This is a genomic window from Streptosporangium sp. NPDC002607 (genome assembly GCF_053592655.1).
This window is the reverse complement of the sequence record NZ_JBSFWD010000013.1, coordinates 19,620-38,641: the sequence shown is the minus strand read 5'-3', so window position 1 is coordinate 38,641 and position 19,022 is coordinate 19,620. Positions and strand designations below refer to the sequence as shown.

The 19,022-nt window shown below is 69.9% G+C and carries 20 protein-coding genes; 13 read left to right on the top strand and 7 right to left on the bottom strand.

The features are described 5' to 3' along the window. Nucleotides 1–64: 64 nt before the first annotated feature. From ACWD3H_RS17085 to ACWD3H_RS17075, 3 genes are read left to right on the top strand one after another with little or no spacing between them, the layout of a single operon-like run. A complete protein-coding gene (locus tag ACWD3H_RS17085) occupies nucleotides 65–1,369 on the top strand; it encodes a WD40 domain-containing protein (protein WP_451955631.1) in 1,305 nt (434 codons plus the stop codon). Continuing rightward, on the top strand, nucleotides 1,326–1,955 hold the full coding sequence (locus ACWD3H_RS17080) for a DUF5753 domain-containing protein (protein WP_451955630.1): 630 nt from the start codon (nucleotides 1,326–1,328) through the stop codon (nucleotides 1,953–1,955). The genes ACWD3H_RS17085 and ACWD3H_RS17080 overlap by 44 nt, the downstream gene beginning before the upstream one ends. After that, entirely contained in the window at nucleotides 1,946–2,158 is a 213-nt protein-coding gene (locus ACWD3H_RS17075; RefSeq protein ID WP_451955629.1) for a DUF397 domain-containing protein, read from the top strand. Before ACWD3H_RS17080 ends, ACWD3H_RS17075 begins: the two co-directional genes overlap by 10 nt. 152 nt (nucleotides 2,159–2,310) lie before the next feature. Here the strand turns inward: ACWD3H_RS17075 and ACWD3H_RS17070 are convergent, their stop codons facing one another. Then, the gene (locus tag ACWD3H_RS17070) at nucleotides 2,311–4,215 is read right to left on the bottom strand and encodes a hypothetical protein (RefSeq protein ID WP_451955628.1); all 1,905 of its coding nucleotides are present in this window, start codon (nucleotides 4,213–4,215) and stop codon (nucleotides 2,311–2,313) included. Between the two features lie 311 nt (nucleotides 4,216–4,526). Here ACWD3H_RS17070 and ACWD3H_RS17065 point away from each other — a divergent pair, with 311 nt between their 5' ends. Next, the gene (locus tag ACWD3H_RS17065) at nucleotides 4,527–4,784 is read left to right on the top strand and encodes a hypothetical protein (protein WP_451955627.1); all 258 of its coding nucleotides are present in this window, start codon (nucleotides 4,527–4,529) and stop codon (nucleotides 4,782–4,784) included. 178 nt (nucleotides 4,785–4,962) lie between these two features. On the opposite strand, the gene ACWD3H_RS17060 is transcribed toward ACWD3H_RS17065, so the two are convergent. Beyond that, nucleotides 4,963–5,889, bottom strand: coding sequence for an EamA family transporter (locus ACWD3H_RS17060; protein ID WP_451955626.1), 927 nt, complete (start codon nucleotides 5,887–5,889; stop codon nucleotides 4,963–4,965). Between the two features lie 39 nt (nucleotides 5,890–5,928). Between ACWD3H_RS17060 and ACWD3H_RS17055 the strand changes: the two genes are divergently transcribed. Then, nucleotides 5,929–6,444: a MarR family winged helix-turn-helix transcriptional regulator gene (locus ACWD3H_RS17055; RefSeq protein WP_451955625.1), complete on the top strand. Its 516-nt coding sequence runs from the start codon at nucleotides 5,929–5,931 to the stop codon at nucleotides 6,442–6,444. 121 nt (nucleotides 6,445–6,565) lie between these two features. On the opposite strand, the gene lysA is transcribed toward ACWD3H_RS17055, so the two are convergent. After that, nucleotides 6,566–7,849: a diaminopimelate decarboxylase gene (gene lysA / locus ACWD3H_RS17050; protein ID WP_451955624.1), complete on the bottom strand. Its 1,284-nt coding sequence runs from the start codon at nucleotides 7,847–7,849 to the stop codon at nucleotides 6,566–6,568. Between the two features lie 144 nt (nucleotides 7,850–7,993). Here lysA and ACWD3H_RS17045 point away from each other — a divergent pair, with 144 nt between their 5' ends. Genes ACWD3H_RS17045 through ACWD3H_RS17025 form a run of 5 tightly spaced genes read left to right on the top strand, consistent with a single transcriptional unit; the run spans nucleotide 7,994 to nucleotide 13,017 of the window. Further along, nucleotides 7,994–8,878, top strand: a complete 885-nt coding sequence (locus ACWD3H_RS17045; RefSeq protein WP_350916496.1) for an ABC transporter substrate-binding protein — start codon at nucleotides 7,994–7,996, stop codon at nucleotides 8,876–8,878. After that, nucleotides 8,869–9,789, top strand: coding sequence for an amino acid ABC transporter permease (locus ACWD3H_RS17040; protein ID WP_451955623.1), 921 nt, complete (start codon nucleotides 8,869–8,871; stop codon nucleotides 9,787–9,789). Before ACWD3H_RS17045 ends, ACWD3H_RS17040 begins: the two co-directional genes overlap by 10 nt. Next, the gene (locus ACWD3H_RS17035; RefSeq protein ID WP_451955622.1) at nucleotides 9,789–10,553 is read left to right on the top strand and encodes an amino acid ABC transporter ATP-binding protein; all 765 of its coding nucleotides are present in this window, start codon (nucleotides 9,789–9,791) and stop codon (nucleotides 10,551–10,553) included. The genes ACWD3H_RS17040 and ACWD3H_RS17035 overlap by 1 nt, the downstream gene beginning before the upstream one ends. Continuing rightward, nucleotides 10,550–12,157 (top strand): N-acyl-D-amino-acid deacylase family protein, encoded by a 1,608-nt coding sequence (locus ACWD3H_RS17030; protein WP_451955621.1) that lies wholly within the window; start codon nucleotides 10,550–10,552, stop codon nucleotides 12,155–12,157. The genes ACWD3H_RS17035 and ACWD3H_RS17030 overlap by 4 nt, the downstream gene beginning before the upstream one ends. 53 nt (nucleotides 12,158–12,210) lie before the next feature. Beyond that, a complete protein-coding gene (locus tag ACWD3H_RS17025; protein ID WP_451955620.1) occupies nucleotides 12,211–13,017 on the top strand; it encodes a serine hydrolase in 807 nt (268 codons plus the stop codon). Between the two features lie 261 nt (nucleotides 13,018–13,278). On the opposite strand, the gene ACWD3H_RS17020 is transcribed toward ACWD3H_RS17025, so the two are convergent. Continuing rightward, nucleotides 13,279–13,983 (bottom strand): TetR/AcrR family transcriptional regulator, encoded by a 705-nt coding sequence (locus ACWD3H_RS17020; protein ID WP_451955619.1) that lies wholly within the window; start codon nucleotides 13,981–13,983, stop codon nucleotides 13,279–13,281. Between the two features lie 218 nt (nucleotides 13,984–14,201). On the opposite strand from ACWD3H_RS17020, the gene ACWD3H_RS17015 reads away from it, so the two are divergent. Further along, nucleotides 14,202–15,419 (top strand): prolyl oligopeptidase family serine peptidase, encoded by a 1,218-nt coding sequence (locus ACWD3H_RS17015; protein WP_451955618.1) that lies wholly within the window; start codon nucleotides 14,202–14,204, stop codon nucleotides 15,417–15,419. A 76-nt stretch (nucleotides 15,420–15,495) separates the two neighbouring features. Continuing rightward, complete coding sequence (locus ACWD3H_RS17010; RefSeq protein ID WP_451955712.1) at nucleotides 15,496–15,816, top strand: MFS transporter; 321 nt, start codon at nucleotides 15,496–15,498, stop codon at nucleotides 15,814–15,816. Here the strand turns inward: ACWD3H_RS17010 and ACWD3H_RS17005 are convergent. From ACWD3H_RS17005 to wrbA, 3 genes are all read right to left on the bottom strand, one after another. Then, a complete protein-coding gene (locus tag ACWD3H_RS17005; protein ID WP_350916480.1) occupies nucleotides 15,764–16,675 on the bottom strand; it encodes a LysR family transcriptional regulator in 912 nt (303 codons plus the stop codon). The two genes, ACWD3H_RS17010 and ACWD3H_RS17005, sit on opposite strands and share 53 nt — an antisense overlap. A gap of 57 nt (nucleotides 16,676–16,732) precedes the next feature. Continuing rightward, on the bottom strand, nucleotides 16,733–17,086 hold the full coding sequence (locus ACWD3H_RS17000; protein ID WP_451955617.1) for a hypothetical protein: 354 nt from the start codon (nucleotides 17,084–17,086) through the stop codon (nucleotides 16,733–16,735). A 98-nt stretch (nucleotides 17,087–17,184) separates the two neighbouring features. Continuing rightward, a complete protein-coding gene (wrbA, locus tag ACWD3H_RS16995; protein ID WP_451955616.1) occupies nucleotides 17,185–17,793 on the bottom strand; it encodes an NAD(P)H:quinone oxidoreductase in 609 nt (202 codons plus the stop codon). 145 nt (nucleotides 17,794–17,938) lie between these two features. Here wrbA and sigJ point away from each other — a divergent pair, with 145 nt between their 5' ends. Beyond that, complete coding sequence (gene sigJ / locus ACWD3H_RS16990; protein WP_451955615.1) at nucleotides 17,939–18,874, top strand: RNA polymerase sigma factor SigJ; 936 nt, start codon at nucleotides 17,939–17,941, stop codon at nucleotides 18,872–18,874. Nucleotides 18,875–19,022: the final 148 nt, after the last annotated feature.

Below are 19,022 nucleotides of genomic sequence, written 5' to 3'. Positions count from 1 at the left end.
GACACCTCGGCAGGTGGTGGAGAGACTCTCGCCGGGGAGAGTGTGATCTTAAGGAAGGTCCACGATGTCACTGCGCCAGTCATGGACAACGGACCATGACTCACTGTGCTCGGGGTACTACTCGTCGGGTAACGCCCTGGATCTGCCCATCGAGGAACTCAACCTCAAAGTCCGTCCGTACAACCGCCTCAAACGCGCGGGCATCCACGCCTGCGGCGAGCTGGCCGCCCTCGGCGAACGGGATCTGCTGGCCATCGAGGGCTTCGATTCCGAGTTGGCCGAAGAGGTCGAGCAGAGGCTTGCCGACGTCGGCCTGTCCCTGCGAGCCGCCCCACCCGACGGCGTCCGCGAGCACTCCGCCTTCATCCGGCACAACTCCTGGGCGTCCGTCCGCGCGGTGGCCTTCCACCCCGGCGGCCATCTGCTGGCCACCGCCGGTTGGGACGACACGACGCAACTGTGGGACACCACCACCGGTCGGCCTGTCGGCGCCTCCCTTCCCGGCCACACCGACACCGTGCCCCTCCGGTCTGACAGCGACCACACGCGGCTGTGGGACACCAGCGCCAAGCGCACGGCACGGCTGTGGGACACCATCACCGGCAAGCCCGTCGGCATACCACTCACCGGCCACACCGACACCGTCTTGTCGGTGGCCTTCCATCCCGACGGCCACCTGCTGGCCACCGCCGGTGCGGACGACACCGCACGGCTGTGGGACACCACCACCGGCCAACCCGTCGGCACTCCCCTGTCCGGCCACATCAGATCTGTTCACACGGTGGCCTTCCATCCCGACGGCCACCTGCTGGCCACCGCCGGCTGGGATTACGGGGTACGGCTGTGGGAGGTCTCCACCTGCAGGCTCATCGCCCTGTTCACCGGCCACACCGACACCGTCTGGTCGGCGGCCTTCCACCCCGCCGGCCACTACCTGGCCACCGCGAGCGAGGACGGCACCGTACGGTTGTGGGACGCCACCGGCCAGACCGTCGCCCTGTTCAATCACCCCAAGCCGGTCCACACGCTGGCCTTCCATCCCGACGGCCACCTGCTGGCCACCGGGGGCGAGGACGGCACCGTACTGCTGTGGGACACCACCACCGGAAAGCCCGTCGGCGCCCCGCCGACCGGCCATGGCGACTACATCTGGTCGGTGGCCTTCCACCCCGAGGGCCACCTGCTGGCCACCGGAGGCGCCGATCGCACGGCGCGGCTGTGGGACACCGCTACCGGCCGGCCCCTCGCCCTGTTCAGCGGCCACCTCGGAGTCGCCTCGGTGGCCTTCCACCCCGACGGCCACCTGCTGGCCACCGCCGGCCACGATGGCGCGACACGACTGTGGGACATCTCAGCGCCACATCCGTGACCTGTCAGAGCGGAGAGTCGAAACGCACCAGGCCCTGCCTGGCGGATCCTGCCGTGGCGAGGATCGGCCAGGTGGTGCCTCGCAAGACGGAGGAGGGAACCGCGGCCAAGCGCCACCTGACCGCGGTGGGGACAGAACCTCACAGCCACGCATCACCCCCGAGCAACTGGAGGAGTACGTGTCGGCCCGGATGGACCGGCAGACCATCCTCAACCGGCCGACCCCTCCCATGCTGTGGGCGGTCATCGACGAGAGCGTCCTGTTCCGTCCCGTCGGGGAAGACAGCGTGATGGCGGCGCAGCTCAAGCACCTCGCCGAGGCGGGCGAACGTCCTGACATCGCGCTCCAAGTCCTCCCGACCCAGGCCCGCACGACGACCGGCGTCAGCGGAGGTTTTGTCATCGCGCAGGCGCACCGGGGAATGCTCAACGCGGCCTATGTCGAGTCGGCCGGTGCGGGTCAGGTAACCGATCGACCCGACGAGGTCGCCGTCCTGGCATTGAGATACGAGACGATCCGCGTCGAGGCACTTTCCCAGCGCGAATCCCTGAAACTCATCAAGGAGACGATCAAGCGATGGACCTGAACCGGGAACTGGCAGCGGCGACGTGGACCAAGTCCACCCGATCAGCGAGCAACGGCGGTGAATGCGTCGAGGTCGCCAAGCTGTCCGGCGGACGCCACGCCGTCCGCGACAGCAAGAACACCACCGGCCCCGCACTCATCTTCACCGCCCTCGCATGGACCACCTTCATCAACGGCATCAGGACCGGCGATTTCGACTGGTAATGCTTTGTCAGGTCTGTCGATAGCTGTTGCGATGTAACGGTTTCATCGTTCGGGGGCAGGTCGGGCATGCACCGGTCCAGGTTGCGAGCAGCAGTTGCAGCTCGCGATGAACAAAACCCGGCAACCCCACGACACGCCGACCTGACGAAGCACTACCGGTCCAGGTGCCATGCGCGGACGAAGCAAGCGCGGTCGACCGACAGGAGGGTGCGCTCGTCGGGCGAGACGAAGAAGGCCGACACCTCCTCACCGTGGCCGACGAAGTGGTCGAGGAGTTCGCCGCTCGTGCGGGCGACGACGACGCGCCGCGCGCCGCGGTCCCACCCGATGACGCGGTCGGCACCGATCTCCTGGTACCAGCGGACGTCGCCGATCGGGTCGGGGAATTGACAGGTCCCCGGCTGGTCGGCCGGGTTCTCCAGGTCGATCACCGCATAGCCGCCGGGGATCCGGTGCAGCACGCGGCGGCCGTCGTGCGGGTCCCGGCCGATGTCCCGGGGCAGTTCGTGGAGCAGGAGGCACCGCTCGGGATCGATCAGGAACGCCCGTTCCGGGCGGGAGTGGGTCTCCAGCACGATGTGCGGCCCGATCGCGGAGATCCTCGGCCAGTTGACCGGAGCGATGCTCAGGTCGATGGACGCCTCGTCGATCGCAAAGTGCTGAGGGTCCGTCGTCTCACGGGTGTTCAGATCGATTCGCAGCAGGGGGAAACCGGACCGGGGGTGGTAGTGGCCGTCGATCATGTAGGCGGTGTCGCCCGCGATCCGTGGCGGCCCCGGGGTCTGGGCGTGCCACACGAGCCGTCCTGTCGCCACCTCCCAGGCCCGCAGCGTGTCCCAGGTCGCGTGCCAGACGAGGTCGCCGCGGAAGAACAGCGTGGCCTGGCGGCCGACGAACCTGTCGAGAGCAGGGAAGTCCTCCAGGGCCACCCCCCGCATCCGGTCCGGCCACTCGAAGTCGAGCCTGGCGAGCGTGCCCTCGCGGACGATCCAGTGCTCGCCGTCGCGGACGCCGTGCGCGACGCCTCCGGTCCACCGGGTGACCATCGCGCCTCGTGGAGGTGCCAGGAGTCGGGGCTCGCCGAGCCGCTCGATCGCTCCGGTCGCGGTGTCGCAGCGGTGGACGACGCCGTCGCGTCCGCCGAGGGCCACCATGGCGCCCCGTTCGGCGACCGCGAGGGCGGTCACCGCCGCGTCGCGGTCGGGCTGGCGGCGGCTGCCCGTCCGCCTGAGGACTCCCGGGCTCGCGGACGCGAATGTCGGGACGCGGCTGAGCGAGGCCAGCACCTTCTCCTGGGAACGGTCGGCTACCGGTTCCACGTAGAAGACGGCGGCGTCGGCCTCCAGGTCCCAGACCTGAACGTCACAGCCGGTCTGCAGGACCGCCAGATGCCCGCGGTCCGGGCTGAACGCCAGCGGGCCCGCCCATGCGCTGGCCAGCTCCCGGTCCCGGTCTCTGGTCTGTCGCCCGCTCTTCGCGGAGACGCGCCGCAGCCACCAACTCCGGTTGTCGGCCTCCCACAGGTGATCGGGCTTCTCGGCGAAGCGCACCGACACCTGCCGGACGCCGTCCCTGCCCCTGCGGTCCCAGGCGTGGAGTTCGACGCCGGTGCGGGCGTCGTGGACACGGACGCGGACGCGGTCCTTGACCACCACGAGGCGCCGCCCCGAGGGATGAACGTCGAAGTCGGTGGTCTCTCCGTCGGCGATCGGCGTCCATGTCGACTCTCCCAGCTCGCGGTCGAGCCGGGCGACGTGCGAGTCACCAGCCAGCCACACGTCGCGCGGCGTCACCGTGACGAAGTGCGCGGGATGGTCGAGCGCATGATCGGCTTCGACCTCCATGGCCGCGTTCCAGGCGATGACACGCCGCGCCGACACGCCCAGGATCCGCGGGCCGTCGGTCACCAGGTCCAGCACCGGGTCCTCCGAGCCGTCGCGCACCACGCGCACCGTGCTGGGGGATCCGATGTCCCAGGACTCGATCCGCCCGTCCTCGCGGGCCACGACCAGGAATCCGGTCTGCCCGAACGCCATCGCGGTGATTGCCGCAGCCATCCGCTCTTCCTCCCGGTGTCACGCGTGGGTATGGATCTGCTCCCGCCGTGCCGCTTCGAGCGCGCGGGACCAGAGAGAAGCTAGAGGCCGCGACTGGTGAGCGGCTTGTCGATCACTGGGAGGCCACGGGCCGGTCAGGTAATGGCCGCACCAGGCGGGCAACAGGCCCTACCAGCCTTCCTTGCGGCTCACAAGCGTTTTCCAAGCATGATCACGCACTCTGCCGGCAGGACATCACGTGTTCGGGACGCGATTCTCACCGGAGTCGTCTTTCAGGTGGCACGTGCTTCTTCACGAAGGGCAGGAAGAAAATGAGAACTCGTCGTCTGGCCGCAGCGGCGCTGATAGCCGGTGGACTCGCCGTTGGCACCATGGCCGGCCCCGCCGCAGCCGCCACCACGGCGGCGGCCTCCGCGCAGGCCGCCCCATCCTGGCACCTTGCGGGCCACTACCAGTACAAAAACGACTGCAACAGAACCGGTTTCAAAGCCATTACCAATGGCGGCATCGTCCAGGCTTACAGGTGCGACCTCGAGGGCTCTCTCTTCGCCCTTTATCTCTACTACTAAAATAGTCTGAGTAAACGTCGGCTCGGGACGGATCTCTCCGTGAGTCCGTTCCGAGCCGACCGTGCAGGCCGCCCGTGTTGGCAGGCCAACTCAAGAACACCACCGGCCGGGCCCGATATCGGCGTGCGGGAATGCGTGGCCTCCTGGAGAAGGCACCGGCGTAAACCACACGGCACCGTCAGCGGCCGACTCGTTCTCGACGCCGGGCAGGCCCCGCCGGCCTTGCCCGGCCTCGTTGCCGCCTCATCGCGACGAGGCGGGCCGCGACGGGCTGCCCGAGGAGGATGCCGAGGAGGGTCAGCATCAGCCCGCAGAGCTGTTGCGCGGTGAGCACCTCTCCGGCGATCGTCGTGCCGAGCAGCACCCCGGTCACCGGGTTCAGCAACCCGACGAGTCCCACCGTTCCCGCCGACAGGTGCCGCAGTCCGGCGAACCAGGCGACGAAGGCGAGAGCCGTCGCGATGACGCTGAGATAACCGAACCCGAGGATCTCGGGTCCGTCCAGGCTCGGCGGCGAGCCCTCCACCGCGACGGCGAAGGGCAGCAGGACGACGCCCCCGGCGATGAGCTGCCACGAGGTCGACGACAGCACGTCGACCTCGGCGCTCCACCTCTTGGCCAGCACGAAGCCGAACGACGACATCACCATGGCCGCGACGGACGCGAGCACGCCCAGGGGGTCGACGGCGGCCGCGCCGGTGAGCAGCATGAGGCAGACCCCCGCGATGCCGACGCCGGCTCCGGTCAGGTGCAGGACCTTCGGGCGCTCCGAGAGCAGTGACCAGGCCAGCAGCATCATCACGACGGGCGACGTCGCCATGATCGTCGAGGCGACGCTCGTCGGAAGCAGCTGGGCCGCCAGGTAGACGAGCGCGAAGAACGCGCTCATGTTGATGGTGCCGAGGACCAGGGATTTCCACCACCACGCCCCCCGAGGAAGCTTCCTGCCGATGAGGAGAAGCAGCAGTCCCGCGGGCAGCGCCCTGATGACCGCCCCGTACAGGGGGTAGCCGGGCGGGAGGAACTGGTGGGTGACGAAGTAGGTCGTCCCCCACGCGATCGGCGCCATCGCCGTGACCAATGCCCAGCGAAAATTAACTTCCATGGAAGACAATATAGCTTCCTTGGAAGCTATACTCCAGACATGAGCGAACCTCTGGATCACGTAGCCCGCATCCAGCAGGAATGGGCTCGCGAGCGGCCGGACCTGGACGTGAGCCCGCAGGGTGTGATCGGGCGCCTGCACCGCCTGGCCGGGCACCTCACCGAACAGCTCTGCGTCGTCTACCGGCGGTACGGGCTCGGGGAGGGAGAGTTCGACGTCCTCGCCACCCTGCGGCGCGGTGGCGCACCGTTCGAGCGCGCCCCCGGAGAGCTGGCCGCCTTCACCATGGTCACCACCGGCGCGATGACCAAACGCATCGACCGGCTCGAACGTGACGGGCTGGTCACCCGTCGCCCGAGCGAGAGCGACGGCCGCGGCCGGGTGGTCGCGCTCACCGCCGTGGGCAAGGAGCTGATCGACCGGGCGTTCACCGAGCACATACGCAACGAACGCCGCCTCCTCGACGAGCTGACCTCCGAAGAGGCCACGCAGCTCGAATCACTCCTCGCCACCTGGCTGACCCGCTTCGAAACCCCGCTCCGGACGGATACCTGAGCCGCTCGCGGACGGACGAGAGCGGGCCCCCGCTCGAAGAGCGAGGGCCCGGTCGTGGTCTGAGCCGGTCAGACGGGGTGGTGGACGTGACGGGTGGTGCCCGGCCCCGGCTCCGTACTCGTCAACACAGGTAGAGGCGGAGCAGGTCCTCCTCGGTCTCCCGGCGCACGATCGCCCTGGCGGCCCCGTCGCGGACGGCGACCACCGGGGGCCGCGTCACATGGTTGTAGTTGCTCGCCATCGACCGCTGGTAGGCCCCCGAGGCGGGGATCGCCAGCAGATCGCCGGGCCGTACGTCGGCGGGCAGCGGCAGGTCTCGGACGAGCACGTCGCCGCTCTCGCAGTGCTTGCCGACCACGGTGACCTTACGCAGCGGGGCATCCGAGGAGCGGGAGGCCAGGAGCGCGGTGTAGGCGGCGCCGTACATGGCGGGGCGCGGATTGTCGCTCATCCCGCCGTCCACGCTGACATAGGTGTTGACGCCGGGGATCTCCTTGACCGTGCCCACCTCGTAGAGGGCGACGGCGGTGGGTCCGGCGATCGAGCGGCCCGGCTCGACGGCGAGCCGCACCCGGGCGGGTACGGCCTCACGCAGCGCCGCGACCACCTCGGCCGGGCGTGGCGGGACCGGGTCGCCGGGCCGGTAGACGATGCCCAGGCCGCCGCCGAGGTCGAGCTTGGGGATCGTCACGCCGTGCTCAAGCTCGCAGGCCAGCAGGAAGTCGGCCATCCTGCGGGCGGCCAGGGTGAAGCCGCCCAGATCGGTGATCTGCGAGCCGATGTGCGAGTGCAGCCCGGTCAGCTCCAGTGAGGTGGTGGCCAGGACCCGGCGGACCGCCTCGGCCGCCAGTCCGGCACTGAGCGAGAACCCGAACTTCGAGTCGTCGCCCCCGGTGGCGATGAACTCGTGGGTGTGCGCCTCCACCCCGGGGGTGACCCGGATCATCACGCGCTGCCGTACCCCCGTCTCGTCCGCGAGGGCGGCCAGGCGCTCGATCTCGGTGAAGGAGTCCACGACCACGCAGCCGACGCCCCAGGTGACGGCGCGGCGCAGCTCGGCGACCGACTTGTTGTTGCCGTGGAAGACCACCCGCGCGGGGTCCATGCCCCCGGCCAGGGCCACGGCCAGCTCGCCCCCGGTGCACACGTCGAGGCAGAGTCCGGCCGCCTCCAGCCAGCGCACCACCTCGGGACAGAGGAAGGCCTTGCCGCCGTAGTGCACCTCCCCGTCGGGGAGCACCTCCCGCCACTCCGCGCAGCGGCCCTGGAACTCCTCCTCGTCGAGGACGTAGGCGGGCGTGCCGAACTCGGCGGCGAGCTCCCGCACGCCGATCCCGCCGATGCGGAGTTCCCCGCCGGTCCATGCCGCAGTGCGCGGCCAGCCGTTCTCCATCACCAAGGTCATGGTGTCGAAGGTAGAGACTGATGGCTTTTGTCCGGTCTTAGCAGCGAAGTTTTCGATGCCAAGGCTCGCAAGCATTCACGTGTGTTGGGGCCGTTACCTCCCGTCGACACCATAAGCTCAACTATTCGCAAACTGGGAGATTTCGTGACAAAGCGCCTGTATTCGGTCATCGCTGTCGCGCTGGCGGTGTCGGCATTCGCCGGCGGCTGCGGGCGCTCGTCGTCGGGAACCGACGCCGGCGCGGGCGCCGCCTCGGCGGCCGGCAAGACCGCCAAGGACCTGGTGCCCGAGGCCGTCCGCAAGACGGGCGAGCTCCGGATGGCGACCTCGGAGGGCTACCCGCCGATGGAGATGTACAAGCCGGGCACCCAAGAGCTCACCGGCGTCGACCCGGACCTCGCCGAGGCGATCGCGGCCAAGCTCGGCCTGAAGGTCAAGGTGACCAACGCAGCCTTCGACGGCCTGATCCCGGGTCTGCAGGCGGGCCGCTGGGACGTGGTGATGTCCTCGATGAGCGACACCGAGGAGCGCCGCGCGGCCGTCGACTTCGTCGACTACTTCAACGCCGGCGGGGCCATCATGGTCAAGAAGGGCAACCCCGAGGGCATCAAGACCCTTGAGGACCTGTGCGGCCGTACCGTCGTGCTGGCCAAGGGCAGCTCGAACCTCGCGATCGGGCAGCGGCAGGACGAGAAGTGCGCCAAGAAGATGCAGATCATGCAGAGTGAGGACGCGCCGACCGGCCTGCTGAGCATCGACTCCGGCCGCGCGGTCGCCACCATCGTCGACTCGCCCGTCGCGGCGATGTACGCCAAGGAGACCGGTAAGTACGACGTGCTGCCCGAGCAGTACGACGCCGGTCCCTGGGGCATCGCGATCGACCGGCGCAACACCGCGCTGCGCGACGCCGTGGCCAAGGCGATGCAGGAACTGACCGCCGACGGCGGTTACCAGGCGGTCCTGGAGAAGTACGGCGTCGCGAGCAACGCCGTGCCCGAGGTGACGGTCAACACCAAGCCATGGAAGTGACCGGAACCACCGCGGGCACCGAGAATCCGCACCTGCCGATCGACGCGCTCCGCCCGCCGCGGCCCGGCCGGTGGATCATGGCGACGGTCGCCGGATTCGTCCTGGTCTGGCTGGCCTACACGATCATCGTCAACGAGAACCTGCACTGGGACGTCATCGCCGCGTACCTGATGGACGGCAGGGTCCTCGGCGGCCTGTGGGTCACGATCCAGCTCACCGTGCTGTCGATGGTGATCGGCCTGGCGCTGGGCATCCTCGCCGCGGTGATGCAGCTGTCCGGCAGCCCCGTACTGCGGGGCGCCTCCGCGCTCTACACCTGGTTCTTCCGCGGTACCCCGCTGCTGGTCCAGCTCATCTTCTGGTTCAACATCGGGCTGGTCTTCCCCTCCTTCGGCATCGGCGTGCCGTTCGACGGCCCCAAGCTGATCGAGTGGCAGGCCAACGAGCTGATCACGCCCTTCACCGCGGCCCTGCTCGGTCTGGCGATCAACGAGGGCGCCTACATGGCCGAGATCGTCCGGGCGGGCATCCGCTCGGTGGACCCCGGCCAGCGCGAGGCGGCCGAGGCGCTCGGCATGTCGCACCGGCAGGTGCTTCGCCGGGTGGTGCTTCCCCAGGCGATGCGGGTGATCATCCCGCCCACCGGCAACCAGTTCATCTCGATGCTCAAGACCACCTCGATGGTCTCGGTCATCGCCGGGGCCGAACTGCTGACCGTCTCCCAGCGCATCTACCTCGGCAACTTCGAGGTGATCGCGCTGCTCGTCGTGGCCTCCATCTGGTACATCGTGCTCACCACCATCGCCAGCGTCGGCCAGCACTTCATCGAGAAGCGGTTCGAGCGCGGCCACCACACGCTGCAGGTCAGGGTCCGCCGCAACCTGCGGCCGTTCAGCAGGGGGAACGTCTGATGACCGAGCCCATGGTGAGCATCCGCTCGGTGCGCAAGCGCTTCGGCTCCGTCGAGGTGCTCAACGGCATCAGCCTGGACGTGCCCGTAGGCGGCGTGGTCTGCGTCGTCGGCCCGTCCGGGTCCGGCAAGTCAACACTGCTGCGCTGCGTCAACCGGCTGGAGACCATCGACTCCGGTCGCATCCGGGTGGACGGCGACCTGATCGGCTACGCCGAACAGGGCGACCGGCTCCACCACCTGAGCCCCGCCCGGCTCTGCCGCCAGCGGCAGGACATCGGCATGGTGTTCCAGCGCTTCCACCTCTTCCCGCACCGCACGGCGCTGGAGAACGTCATGGAGGGCCCGGTGGTCGTCAAGGGCGTCTCCAAGGGGGACGCCAGAAGGAGGGCGCTGGAACTGCTGGAAAGGGTGGGCCTGGCCGACCGCGCGGACCACTACCCCGCCCAGCTCTCCGGCGGCCAGCAGCAGCGCGTGGCGATCGCCCGCAGTCTGGCCATGGACCCCAAGCTCATGCTCTTCGACGAGCCGACCAGCGCGCTCGACCCCGAGCTGGTCCAGGAGGTGCTCGCGGTCATGCGGGACCTGGCCGTCAGCGGGATGACGATGATGGTCGTGACCCACGAGATGAGCTTCGCCCGCGAGGTCGGCGACAACCTGGTCTTCATCGACGGCGGAGTGATCGTCGAGCAGGGCCACCCCCGCGACGTGCTCGCCAACCCGCGCCACGAACGCTTCCGCACCTTCCTCGGGCAGGTCCTGTGATCCCCCACTTCGATCTGCTGCTCCGAGGCGGCCTGGTGGTCGACGGTACGGCGACGCCCGACGCCGCCCGCCCCGCCGACGTCGGTGTCCTCGCCGGTCGCCTCACGCTGCTGCCCCCGGGAACCCCGGCCGGCTCCCGCCACACCGAGGACGTGACCGGCCTCGTCGTCGCCCCCGGCTTCATCGACGTGCACACCCACTCCGACGGCGTCACCCTGATCGACGGGGAAGTGGGCGGCGACATGGTCCAGGCCGCCGTCCTGCAGGGTGTCACCACGGAGATCTGCGGCAACTGCGGCTCCAGCCTCTTCCCCGCCCTGCCGGAACGGCTGGCCGCGATGCGCGCGGAGAGCCGGGTCTACTTCGGCGGCGATGTCGGGATGTACGAGGGCTTCGCCGAGTTCGCCGCCGCGCATGCGGCCGTGCCCCGCGCCAACCACCTCACCTCCCTCGTCGGGCACGGCACGCTCCGCGCCGGAGTGATCGGCCCCGTCGATCGGGCCGCCACCCCCGGCGAGCTGGAGACCATGTGCGCGCTGCTCGACCGAGCGCTCTCGGCGGGCGCGGCCGGGCTCTCCAGCGGGCTCATCTACACCCCCGGCACCTACGCGAGCACCGACGAGGTCGTCGCGCTGGCCGCCGTCGCGGCCGGGCACGGCAAGCCGTACGTCACCCACCTGCGCGATGAGATGTCACGCGTGGAGGAGGCTCTGGAGGAGGCCGTCGAGATCGCGCGCAGGAGCGGTGCCCCACTACACGTCTCCCACCACAAGACGGCGGGCAAGTACGCCTGGGGACGCACCGAGCGCACCCTGCCCAGAATCGCCGGGCTGCGGGCCGAGGGCATGGACGTGACCTGCGACGTCTATCCCTACACCGCGGGAAGCACGGCGCTGGGCGCGATGCTCCCGCCCTGGGCCTCGGACGGTGGGGTGTCCGCGCTGATGGCGCGGCTGGCCGACCCCGGCCAGCGCGATCGGATGCGCCGAGCCATCGCCGAGGGCGTCCCCGGCTGGGAGAACACCGTCGGCAACGGCGGCTGGGACCGCATCTCGATCGCCTGCGCGCCACGCCACCCCGAGACGGAGGGGCACACGATCGCCGAGCTGGCCGCCACCCGCGGCCAGGACCCCCTCGACGTGGCCGCCGCCCTGCTCGTCGCCGAGCGGGGCGAGGTCACGATCATCAGCCACTCCATGATCGAGGACGATGTGCGGCGGGTGCTGGCCGCGCCGTACTCGATGATCGGCTCCGACGGCGTGCCCAAGCCCGGCGGCCGTCCCCACCCGCGCTGGGCGGGGACGTTCCCCCGCGTGCTCGGGCACTACACCCGGGAGCTGGGACTGCTCGACCTGGAGACGGCGGTGCACAAGATGACCGGCATGGCCGCGGCCAGGTTCGGGCTGACGGGGCGTGGCGTGATCAGTGACGGCGCCCATGCCGACCTGGTCGTCTTCGACCCCGGCTCGATCGCCGACGGCGCCACCTTCGCCACGCCGCTGGTCCCGCCGACGGGAGTCCACTCGGTGATCGTCGCCGGTGAGAGCGTGGTCCGCGACGGTGCCGAGACCGGCGCCCGGCCGGGGACGGTGCTGGCCACGTGATCGACGGTGACGGTGACCTCGGGAAGGACGACGGGTTCCGGGAGGATGAGGCGATGACAGAGTTCGGCCTGCCGGGTGAGAGCGGCGCCGCGGTGATCTCCAGGGTGGCCGTGTCGGTGCCGGGGCTGATCTCCGTCCACGAGGACACCGAGTTGCCCCTCGCCAGCGTCGGCAAGCTGCTGCTGCTCGCCGTGGTGGCACGGGGGATCACCGAGGGGGAGCTTGATCCCGCCGAGATCGTGGAGCTGCGGGAGGATGACCGCTGCGGGGGTTCCGGTCTCCTCGGCGTCCTGTCCGGCCGCCGCTGGGCGATCGGGGATCTCGCCGTGCTCACCGCGTCGGTGAGCGACAACACCGCGACCAACGCGCTGCTGCGCCGGCTCGGCCTGGACCGGGTCGCCGAGGGCGCCGCCGCGCTCGGCTTCGCGCGGACGCGGATCCTCGACCGGATCCGCGAGCCGCGCCTGCCCTCGCACCCGCCGACCTTCGCCGTCGGTACGGCGGGCGAGCTCGCCCGGTTCGCGGCCGGGCTCGACGGCCGGCGGGAGTGGACCCGGCTCCTGCTGGGCTGGATGGCCTGCAACACCGACCGGAGCCTGGTTCCCGCCCTGCTGCCGAGCGAGCCGGAGGAGCGGGAGATCCCCGGCTCCGTTCCCGCCGGGACGGTGTGGGTGGCGAACAAGACCGGCACCGACGTCGGGGTGCGGGCCGACGTGGGTGTGATGATCGGCGCCGGGCGCCGGATCGGCTACGCCGTGCTGGCCAGCGGTCCCGCCGGTGGCGAGCACGCCCTGGTGGGGCGTGCCCGCCAGGCCGGCCTGGCCATCGGCCGCCTGGCCGGCCTGCCTCCCGACCGCTGACCGAGAGGCGGGGCGAGCCGCCACGGCGACCGCTGGTCATGCCGGCGATCACCAGGGCGGCATGCAATGTCGCTGTCAACTGGTCATTTAGCGAGCCCCGCCCGCCGTCGCCGGTACGTCAGGTTGCCCTGGCCGGTCAAGGTGGCGGTGTGATCGGGGCCCGGCACCTGCAGGCACTTGGTCAGCAGGTCTTTCAGCGTCGATGCAGGTGGCGGCTCCACGGGTTCCGGCAGGTGCGAAGGGCCGGGTGGCGCGCAACGACTACGATGCGCCGCCTGAGCGGCGGTCCGGGCGGTCCCGTAGATGGGCCGGCGGAGCACTGGCGTCGTCGAGAGCGACGAGCAGTTGGAGCTCGTCCGTGATCGGATTCGGGAGATCGGCGCCGGTGTCCGGCTGCGCCCGCAGACCATCAAGGATGAGATGCAGGTAGCGCCGCCACAGGTTCGGGTGCCCGGTGTGTTCACTGATCGCGGCCACCATCAGCTGGATCATCGGCATATCCCAAGGTTGCACGTCCGGCCGCAGGGCGCCTTCGTCCTTGGCGCGTTGCAGCAGGTTGTCCGCGGCGGGGGCGACGCGGCTCAGCACCTGGTCGCGGCGTTGGGGCCCCCGGCCGGTGCCGAGCATCACCTCGCGCAGCCCGCGATCGAAAGCTTGAAGCTCGCACACCTTTTCCAGAGCGCTGGTCAGCGCGCTCCAGGCGTCCTTGCCGAGGGTGGCCTCGTGCAACATCGCCTCGACATTGTCGATCATGTCCTCGAAGAGGGCGTCGACGAGCTCCTCCTTGTTGGCGAAGCGCCGATAGACGGTGCCCACGCCGACGCCCGCGCGCTCGGCGACGTCGTCCAGGGTGGCGCGCACGCCTTGCTCACGGAACACCTCGTGCGCCGCCGCAATGATCTTGCGCCGGTTGAGCTCGGCGTCTCGCCGTAACTTCCCCCGGCGTTCCTCGCCCGGTGCCGACATGCACACTCCCTTCTTTCCAGCCCTCACCAGCCCATCGCCGCCGCCGAGAACCGCCGCCCCATGCTAGACGCTCCCAAGACGACGTCCCGGCGACCCGAGGTGAACGCGGGCCCAGCGGGCCCCACAACCACCACAAGTGGAGATTTTATCTCCACATAAGCTACGGTGATAAGCGGAGAAGACGTCTCCGATTCAGCTCACCTCAAGGACGTTCAACCATGCCGCAAAAGAAGATCATCTCGGGGATCGCCCTCATGTGCATCGGCCTCAGCGCCTGTTCGGCCGGTTCTGAGGGAGCCAATGGCGCCGGCACGGGCAGCGCCGCCCCCGTAACGAGAACCACCGACTCCTGTCCCACCAGCGCGCTGGGCATGCCGCCCGGGCAGGGCCCCGGCGGCACGCCGTCCCAACCGGCCAGCCCGCCCGCCAACCCCCCGGGCGGCAACGCCGGCGGCGGCTCGCAGCGTCCCGCCATCACGTTCGCCACGACCATCAAGCCCTCCGACACCAGCACCAGCACCGTGATCAAGGCCGACGGGCCGCAGATGCGGTGCGACAGCACCGAGATCACCACAGCAAAAGACATCGTCTACGCCAAGTCCGACGGCAACGGCCAGCCGGTAGAGCTGAAGATGGACGTACTCACCCCCGCCACCGAGGGCGAGCGGCCGCTCGTGGTGTATCTGTCCGGCGGCGGATTCGTGATGTCCACCAAGGAAGCCGCCCTCGACCAGCGCACCTACATCGCCCAGCAGGGCTACACCGTGGCCAGCATCCAGTACCGGACCGTGACCACCGGCGGCACGTACACCGAGGGCGTCTCCGACGTGAAATCAGCCATCCGCTACCTGCGTGCTCACGCCGACACGTACGGCATCGACCCGACCAAGGTCGCCGTCTGGGGCGAATCAGCCGGCGGATACCTGGCCGCCATGGCCGGGGCGACCAACGGAGTCAAGACCTTCGAGCGCGGTGACAACCTGGATCAGAGCAGCGACGTGCAGGCCGTCATCGACAAGTTCGGCGCCGCCGATCTGACCAAGATCGGCGACGACTACGACCAGGCCGCCAAGGAAGCCGGGCTAACCCCCGGCCACGCCCTGGCCCAGTACGTGTTCGGGCCCGGCACCACCAAGTCGATCCTGGACGACCCCAAAGTGACCGCAGCCGCCGACCCGGCCAGCTACCTCGACGGCGCCGAACCGGCCTTCCTCCTCCTGCACGGCAGCGCCGACCGTCTGGTCTCGCCGTCCCAAACCCTGCGGCTACACCAGGCCCTGCGGGCCAAGGGCGCCGACAGCACCCGACTCATACTCCAGGACGCCGACCACGGCGACCTGGCGTTCACGGGCAACCCCACCGCGGGCAAGCCCTGGACCAGCCAGGAAGTCATGGACGCCCTGGCCGGATTCCTTGACAAGCAACTGAAGGGCTAAAGACACCCGATGCCCGCCCCGCAAGCCCGCCGGCCCGTCCTCGGCGTCATCGCCCTGCCCTCGGCCCAGCAGGAAACTGCTGACCACCACGTTTCCGCACGGCCGGGACCGAGCCCGGGCCTTCGGCGTCTACGGGGCAGTGGCCGGCAGCGGCGGTGGCGTCGGGCTCATCCTCGGCGGGTTCCTCACCGAGTACCTGACCTGGCGGTGCTGCCTGTACGTGAACGTGCTGTTCGCCGCCGCCGCCCTGCTCCTGCCGCCCCGCCTGGAAGGCCGACTCGCGAGGTCTCCGCCACGCTCGGCGCCGCGGGTCCGATCCCAGGTTCGGCCAGGTCGCCGAGGAGTCAGCGCAGGGCGTTGCGGATCTGGGCCGAGGCGTCGCGCAGGTAGTCGATGAAGGAGCGCAGCGCCGGGTTGGGATTGGTCGGACGGGTGGCGGCGCCGATCCTGCGATAGAGGCGGGGCCCGTCCAACCTGCACACCTGGATGCCCGAGGCCCCCTGCGCGCCGAGGCTGGGCACCAGCGCCACCCCCAGTCCGGCCCTGACCAGTCCGAGCGTGACCTCGTAGTGATCGCTACGGCAACGGATCATCGGGCTGAACCCCTCCAGCGCGCTGGCACGCTCCAGCACCGAGACCGGGGTGTCGGTGCCGTACGTGGTGATCCACGGCTCGCCGGCCAGGTCGGCGAGCCGTACCCGCTGCCGCTGCCCCGCCGGATGGCCCGGCGGCACGACCAGAAGCTGCGGCTCGTCGAACAGGTGGGTGACCTCGACCCCCTCCGGCGGCTTCCAGGGATCGAGCGCGTGCTCGAAGACGACCAGGACGTCCAGCGCGCCACGCTCCAGGTCGGGCAGGAGCTCGTGCGGCTGGCCGAGCACCAGGTCGAGCTCCACGGCGGGGTGGCGGGCGGTGAAGGTCGACAGCGCCAGCGGCAGCAGCCGGTATCCCGCGGAGGCGAAGAAACCGATCCGCAGTTGCCCGGCGTCGGCCCTGGCCTGCGCCAGCAGATCCTTCTCCGCCGCCTCGATGATGTCGAGCACCTCCTGCGCCCGGGTCGCGAGCCGCCGCCCGGCCGCGGTCAGCCGCAGGCTCTGCGCGCCCCGCTCGACCAGGCCCACACCGGCCTCCTCCTCCAGCTTGGAGAGCTGGTGGGACACCGCGGAGGGCGAGAGCCGCAGGGTACGGGCGGCTCCCGCGATGCTCCCCGTCCTGAAGATCTCCAGAAGCACCCGTAGGCGTTGGCTGCTCAGCACCGTTCCAGTATCGGCACCGGCGAGGCGGCCGGACGGCCGGGGTCCTCGGATGGCTTGTCAGCCGTCCAGACGGACGGTGACGGTGACGCGGCCCGCTTCGTCACGTCTGGCGATCGCATGCCCGGTGCGATCGATCCCATCCAGCTGCAGCGATATCGGACCACCCTCGGCCAAGAAGTTGCGCCACCACATCTTGGCGTCGGGGAACTGAACACCGATCGTGATGGTGCCGGCCGCGCGCCGGAAGGCGACGGGCGTGCTGAAGGTGCGTCCCGAGCGGCGTCCCGTATAGGTGACGACCGTGAGGCGTCCGCTGATCAGCCGGCCCCATCGAGGAGAGGAGCGCAACGTCAGGACACAGGTGTTGAAACGGCCGATCGCTCGCTTCGGAAGCGGTCCCCGATATCGCACAGAACCTCCATCACGACGGATATCTCTTGCTGGCCAGCGTAACCGGGCGGATCCTTGTGCTCTGTGCCGTACCGGCCCCGTTGGTGTTCCGTGCTGGATCAGGCGGCGCGGCCGGCCTTGAGTGAGGCCGCGGTGTCGACGACGCGGCGGGCCTGGTAACGGGCCGCCTGCAAGGCCACCTCGCTGGGTGGGCCATCGCCGGCCACGTGGGAGGTGCCGTAGGGATTGCCCGACTGGAACTGGATGGGGTCGGTGTAGCCGGGGGGCACGATGATGCCGCCCCAGTGGTAGAACGTGTTCCCCAGCGCCAGGAGGGTGGATTCCTGTCCGCCGTGGGCGGTGTTGGAGGCGGTGAAAGCCGAGTACACCTTGTCCGCGAGCTTGCCTTGGTACCACAGGCCACCGGTGGTGTCGATGAACGCCCTGAGCTGGCCGGCCGGGTTGCCGAAGCGGGTGGGGGTACCGAACAGCACCGCGTCGGCCCAGTCCAGGTCGTCGAGGCCGGCCTCGGCGACGTCGGCGGTGTCCTGGAGGTGCTGGGCCCAGTCCGGCCTGGCGCTGATCGCCTCCGGTGGGGCCAGTTCGGCGACCTTGCGCAGTCGCACGTGTGCGCCGGCCTTTTCCGCGCCCTCGGCGGCGGCTTGCGCCAAGGCGTGCACGGTGCCTGTGGCACTGTAGTAAATGATCGCGACGTTCACGGGTTCCATGATCGGTTTCCTTCCTTCGCGTTCGGTTCATCGGTACGACGACACAACCCTCCGGAATGTGAGGCGATTCGCCGACCTCACAGTTCGGTGCGCTGTCTCGTCGAACTGGTGAGGGAAGATGCGACCAAGGAAAGCCGGGGACACCGTGACCACCCCATCCGAGCCAGGAGACGGCCGGCTCGATCCGGGCCTGAGCGCGATCATGAGCGAGCGGCGCCGGCTGACCAATCTCGCGTACCGGCTCCTCGGCTCCCTGGCCGATGCCGAGGATGTCGTCCAGGAGACCTACGCCCGCTGGTACGCCATGTCCCGGCAGCAGCAGGAAGGCATCGAATCCCCCGGCGCCTGGCTGACGAGGGTCGCCGGTCGCATCTGCCTCGACCTGCTCGGCTCGGCACGGGCCCGGCGGGAGAGCTACGTGGGCGAGTGGATTCCGGAGCCGCTGCCCGAGCGTACGGAGTGGATCAGCGGGCGGTGCGGCGGCACCACGGCCGACCCGGCCGACCGGGTCACCCTGGACGAGTCGGTCAACATGGCCTTCCTCGTCGTGCTCGAATCGATGACCCCGGCCGAGCGGGTCGCGTTCATCCTGCACGATGTCTTCCGCTACTCCTTCGCCGAAGTGGCCGAGATCGTCGGCCGTACCCCGGCGGCCTGCCGCCAGCTGGCCTCCTCGGCCCGCCGTCGCATTCGCGCGTCGCAGGCTCCCGCGGCTCCGGCGGCCCAGCGCGCCGGCATCGTCAGAGCCTTCAAGCAGGCATGGGCGGCCAAGGACATCGACGCCCTCATCGGTCTGCTCGACCCCGACGCCACGGCGACCGGCGACGGTGGCGGACTCGTCAGCGCCGTACTCCGCCCGATCGAAGGCGCCGAGCAGATCGCGCGCTTCTTCGCCGATCGGACCAGTGCGGTACCCAAGGCGACGATCCTGGAGTGTACGGTCAACGGTCAGCCCGGTCTGGTGGCCCAGCTGGACGGCGTCACCGTGTCGGTGCTGGCGTTCGACGTCGCAGGCGACCGGATCAAGCGCATCTGGGCAGTACTCAACCCCGACAAGCTCCGGCCTTGGACGGCGGGCTGACACGCGCCTTCGCACCATCGGGTCCGCCCGCTGCCTCGAACGCGGCTGCCTGGCCGCCGCGTTCGTCACCGTCCGCGCACTCGTCCGCCGAGCAGGACCCCGCTACCGCCGGGACACCCGACCCACATCACGCCGACTCCGGTGACCA

Excerpts from the sequence above, each read along its gene's own strand:
- ACWD3H_RS17085 (WP_451955631.1), top strand. The coding sequence starts at position 65 with ATGTCACTGCGCCAGTCATGGACAACGGACCATGACTCACTGTGCTCG.
- ACWD3H_RS17080 (WP_451955630.1), top strand. The coding sequence starts at position 1,326 with ATGGCGCGACACGACTGTGGGACATCTCAGCGCCACATCCGTGACCTG.
- ACWD3H_RS17075 (WP_451955629.1), top strand. The coding sequence starts at position 1,946 with ATGGACCTGAACCGGGAACTGGCAGCGGCGACGTGGACCAAGTCCACC.
- ACWD3H_RS17070 (WP_451955628.1), bottom strand. The coding sequence starts at position 4,215 with ATGGCTGCGGCAATCACCGCGATGGCGTTCGGGCAGACCGGATTCCTG.
- ACWD3H_RS17065 (WP_451955627.1), top strand. The coding sequence starts at position 4,527 with ATGAGAACTCGTCGTCTGGCCGCAGCGGCGCTGATAGCCGGTGGACTC.
- ACWD3H_RS17060 (WP_451955626.1), bottom strand. The coding sequence starts at position 5,889 with ATGGAAGTTAATTTTCGCTGGGCATTGGTCACGGCGATGGCGCCGATC.
- ACWD3H_RS17055 (WP_451955625.1), top strand. The coding sequence starts at position 5,929 with ATGAGCGAACCTCTGGATCACGTAGCCCGCATCCAGCAGGAATGGGCT.
- lysA (WP_451955624.1), bottom strand. The coding sequence starts at position 7,849 with ATGACCTTGGTGATGGAGAACGGCTGGCCGCGCACTGCGGCATGGACC.
- ACWD3H_RS17040 (WP_451955623.1), top strand. The coding sequence starts at position 8,869 with ATGGAAGTGACCGGAACCACCGCGGGCACCGAGAATCCGCACCTGCCG.
- ACWD3H_RS17035 (WP_451955622.1), top strand. The coding sequence starts at position 9,789 with ATGACCGAGCCCATGGTGAGCATCCGCTCGGTGCGCAAGCGCTTCGGC.
- ACWD3H_RS17025 (WP_451955620.1), top strand. The coding sequence starts at position 12,211 with ATGACAGAGTTCGGCCTGCCGGGTGAGAGCGGCGCCGCGGTGATCTCC.
- ACWD3H_RS17020 (WP_451955619.1), bottom strand. The coding sequence starts at position 13,983 with ATGTCGGCACCGGGCGAGGAACGCCGGGGGAAGTTACGGCGAGACGCC.
- ACWD3H_RS17015 (WP_451955618.1), top strand. The coding sequence starts at position 14,202 with ATGCCGCAAAAGAAGATCATCTCGGGGATCGCCCTCATGTGCATCGGC.
- wrbA (WP_451955616.1), bottom strand. The coding sequence starts at position 17,793 with ATGGAACCCGTGAACGTCGCGATCATTTACTACAGTGCCACAGGCACC.